6 protein-coding genes and 1 pseudogene are annotated in these 3,670 nt (G+C 63.4%); 2 read left to right on the forward strand and 5 right to left on the reverse strand.

Annotated features, from left to right (window positions below):
• Nucleotides 1-261: pseudogene (locus ACCC97_RS28575) on the forward strand (23S rRNA (uracil(1939)-C(5))-methyltransferase); the annotation flags it as partial.
• Between the two features lie 45 nt (nucleotides 262-306).
• Here the strand turns inward: ACCC97_RS28575 and ACCC97_RS28580 are convergent.
• Complete coding sequence (locus tag ACCC97_RS28580) at nucleotides 307-1,008, reverse strand: Bax inhibitor-1/YccA family protein (RefSeq protein WP_007830734.1); 702 nt, start codon at nucleotides 1,006-1,008, stop codon at nucleotides 307-309.
• Between the two features lie 165 nt (nucleotides 1,009-1,173).
• Here ACCC97_RS28580 and ACCC97_RS28585 point away from each other — a divergent pair, with 165 nt between their 5' ends.
• Nucleotides 1,174-1,581, forward strand: coding sequence for a GlcG/HbpS family heme-binding protein (locus ACCC97_RS28585; protein ID WP_007830736.1), 408 nt, complete (start codon nucleotides 1,174-1,176; stop codon nucleotides 1,579-1,581).
• A 181-nt stretch (nucleotides 1,582-1,762) separates the two neighbouring features.
• Here the strand turns inward: ACCC97_RS28585 and hemP are convergent, their stop codons facing one another.
• The 4 genes from hemP to ACCC97_RS28605 all read right to left on the reverse strand — a co-directional run.
• Complete coding sequence (gene hemP, locus ACCC97_RS28590; protein ID WP_007830738.1) at nucleotides 1,763-1,975, reverse strand: hemin uptake protein HemP; 213 nt, start codon at nucleotides 1,973-1,975, stop codon at nucleotides 1,763-1,765.
• 93 nt (nucleotides 1,976-2,068) lie between these two features.
• A complete protein-coding gene (locus ACCC97_RS28595) occupies nucleotides 2,069-2,482 on the reverse strand; it encodes an ExbD/TolR family protein (protein WP_007830740.1) in 414 nt (137 codons plus the stop codon).
• A 5-nt stretch (nucleotides 2,483-2,487) separates the two neighbouring features.
• Nucleotides 2,488-3,201: a MotA/TolQ/ExbB proton channel family protein gene (locus ACCC97_RS28600; protein WP_007830742.1), complete on the reverse strand. Its 714-nt coding sequence runs from the start codon at nucleotides 3,199-3,201 to the stop codon at nucleotides 2,488-2,490.
• A gap of 22 nt (nucleotides 3,202-3,223) precedes the next feature.
• Nucleotides 3,224-3,670, reverse strand: a 447-nt coding sequence (locus tag ACCC97_RS28605) for an energy transducer TonB (protein ID WP_413336326.1), incomplete at its 5' end; no start/stop codon positions are given.

The raw sequence follows: 3,670 nt of genomic DNA on the forward strand, positions 1-3,670 counted from the left end.
GGGCGGGCCGCGCCGCCGCGCGCCGGCGCCCGCCCCCTGGCCAAGGCCATGGCCGACCTTCATCAGCAGCCCGAGCTGCGAACCGATGGCTGGACACCGCCGAAGCGCATCGTGTACGTGAGCTGCAATCCGTCGACGCTTGCGCGCGATGCCGGCTTGCTGGTGCACCAGGCGGGCTACCGCTGCACCTTCGCGGGGGTGGTCAACATGTTCCCGCACACCGCGCACGTCGAGTCGATTGCAGTCTTCGAGCTGGAATGAAAAAAGGGCCCTTCCGGGCCCTTTTTCTTGCTGCGCGTGATTCGCTCAATCGCGTTCGCCGCCGAAGATGCCCAGCAGCGCCAGCAGGCTCTGGAACACATTGAACAGGTCGAGGTACAGCGCGAGCGTGGCGCTGATGTAGTTGGTTTCGCCGCCGTCCATGATCTGCTTCAGGTCATAGAGCATGTAGGCCGAGAAGATGCCGATGGCGGCCACCGAGATGACCAGCATGCCCGTGGTCGAACCGACGAACACGTTGATGATCGCGCCGAACATCAGCACCAGCGCGCCGACGAACAGGAACTTGCCCATGCCCGACAGGTCGCGCTTGATGATCGTTGCCAGCGAGGCCATCACGAGGAACACGCCGGCGGTGCCGCCGAAGGCCGTCATGACGAGTTCGGAGCCGTTCTTGAAGCCCAGCACCATCGCGATCAGGCGCGACAGCATCAGGCCCATGAAGAAGGTGAAGCCCAGCAGCACGGGCACGCCGGCGGCGGAGTTCTTGGTCTTCTCGATGGCGAACATGAAGCCGAACGCGCCGCCGAGGAAAACCATGAGGCCCAGCCCACCCGTGAGCGAGCGGGTGATGCCGGTGCTGACGCCGATCCATGCGCCCAACACGGTGGGCAGCATGCTCAGCGCGAGAAGCCAGTAGGTGTTGCGCAGCACGCGCTGGCGTTCAGCCTGCGCCAACGGCTGGCCATAGCCAGCGGAAGTGTCTAGGGTGGTGACGCGGTCGTTCATGGCCGGAGCTCCTGTGGTTGCTGCAGTGACGCAGTTTGGGCGCATTCTAGGGGGCTGCAAGAGGGGGTGTCGAAAAGACCGTATGCGGGGTGTTCCCAAGCCCTGAAGACACCCCTGGCCGCATGGCCGTTATGCTGTCGGGTTTTCACGAAACCAGAGCCCATCATGAAGACCAAGTCATTCCTCGAACTCGCCGACGTCAAGGCCGTGGCCGCAGCGGCCGAAGCCGAGGCCCTCAAGAACAACTGGGCGGTGACCATCGCCATCTCCGACGACGCAGGCAACCTGCTCTGGCTGCAGCGGCTGGATGGCGCCGCGGCATTGTCTTCGCACATTGCGCCTGCCAAGGCCCACACGGCAGCCATGGGCCGGCGCGAAAGCAAGGTCTATGAAGACATCATCAACGGCGGCCGCACGGCGTTCCTGACGGCGCCTGAAGTGCAGGGCCTGCTCGAAGGCGGCGTGCCGATCGTCAAGGACGGCCACGTGATCGGCGCCGTCGGCGTGAGCGGCGTGAAGTCGAACGAAGACGCGCAGATCGCCAAGGCGGGCATCGCCGCCCTCGGCCTCTGAGTTTTTCTTCTGCACAAAGCAAAACGCCGACTTCGAGGTCGGCGTTTTCTTTTGGGTGCTTCAGCGTGAAAAAAAGCTTGGCTAGTCGGCGAACCGTTGGCTAGCAAAAAACGACCCTTCGGAGATGAATCTCCTCGAGTCGCCCCACGATGAAACTTGCGCGAAGGGCGGACTGGACGACCTACTTGGTCAGGATCAGCTTGCCGAGTTTGGTGGCTTGAAGCCGGTAGAGGGAGCCGTTGTGCATGATGCCCACGGTCTTGCTTCCCTTCAGAAGTTCGGTGCTCTCGACCACTGGCGCCGGACGCATTGCCTGGATGGACGCATGGCCGCCACCCGACTGGTCGAGCGAAGGATGGTTCAGGACAGAAAAGGCATTCGGTGTGGCTGGCATCTGAGTTTCCCTATCGAAGCGATGAGTTAATGATAATGATTCGCAATAAAAAGTCAATCGTCGCGATCGACTTTTTTGGCTTGCGATGTCAGATCACTTCGCTTCAGGCTCCGTGATGAAGCCGATCTTGCGCACGCCGGCTTCGCGGGCCTCCGACATCGCCTTGGCCACGCGCTCGTAGCGCACGGCCTTGTCGCCGCGGATGTGCAGCTCGGGCTGCGGTTCCTTGGCGGCTTCGGCGGCGAGGCGGTTGGGCAACTCGCTGTCGTCGATCTTCTGTTCGTTCCAGTAGTACGAGCCATCGGCCGTCACGCTGAACAGGATGTTCTGCGGCTTCGGCTGTTCGGGTTCGCTGCTGGCGCGCGGCAGGTCGATGTTGACCGCGTGCTTCATCACCGGCACGGTGATGATGAAGATGATGAGGAGCACCAGCATGACGTCGACCAGCGGTGTCATGTTGATCTCGTTCATCACCTCATCGGGTTCGTCTTGTGTACCGAAGGCCATGGCACTCAGCCCTTCTTGAGCGGAACCACGACGGCCTCGCTGCCGCTTTGAACGCGAGCGCCGGTCACGAAGTAGGCATGCAGGTCGTGCGCGAAGGCGTTGAGCTTGGTCAGCACGAACTTGTTGCCGCGCACCAGGGCGTTGTAGCCCAGCACCGCGGGGATGGCCACGGCCAGGCCCAGGGCCGTCATGATCAGCGCCTCACCGATCGGGCCGGCCACCTTGTCGATGGTTGCCTGGCCGACCGAGCTGATGCTCATGAGCGCGTGATAGATGCCCCAGACCGTGCCGAACAGGCCGATGAAGGGGGCGGTCGAGCCAACCGATGCCAGCACGGCCAGGCCGGTCTGCAGGCGGGCAGTGAAGGCGTCGATGCCGTTGCGCAGGGCGCGCGTGATCCAGTCGCTCACGTCGAGCGCGTCATGCAGATGGGCCTTGGTGTTGCGGTGGTGCGCTGCTGCCTCTCGGCCTTCGAGGGCCAGCGCACGGAACGGGTTGCTATCGTCCTTGCCGAGCTTGTTCAGCGCGGTGGCGAAGTCTTCGCTGTGCCAGAAGTCCTGCGAATGCTTGGCGAGGCGCTTGTATTTGATGACGTCGAGCGCCTTGACGATGATGACGATCCACGACGCGAGCGACATGCCGATCAACAGTACCGCGACGGCCTTGGTGACGAAGTCGCCCTGATGCCAGACGTTCATCAGGCCAAATTGGGAATCCATACGAAGTTGCTCCAGAGAAAAATTAGTTCAGGACGTAGTTGACGGGGGCGTCATAGGACATGGCCTGCACCACGCCGTTGATCTTGCCGGGCACGAAGCGGCATTTCATGATGTATTCGACCGCGGCTTCGTCGAGGCGATCGAAACCGCTGGATTTCTTGACCTCGGCACTCTTGGGCAGGCCGTCGACGCCGACGAGCACCCGCACGATGACCTTGCCCTGCTCGCCGAGCCGCTTGCTCATGGCGGGGTAGGTTGCCTTGGGGTTTTGAAGGTAGTCGGCGTTGCTCGAGGGCATCTGCACGGCTGGAGGCGCAGGGGGCGCAGGTGGTGGCGCGGGCGGCGTCGGCGGAGCGGGAGGTGCCGGCGGCGTTGCCGGAGGCGGTGGTTCCGTGGTGCCAACGGGCGCCTGGGGCGCCGGCGTGGGCTTCGGCTCGCGGATCGCCTGGGGCCGCGGCGGAGGCGGGGC

The organism is Variovorax sp. Varisp85 (assembly GCF_047304045.1).
GTDB lineage: Bacteria > Pseudomonadota > Gammaproteobacteria > Burkholderiales > Burkholderiaceae_C > Variovorax.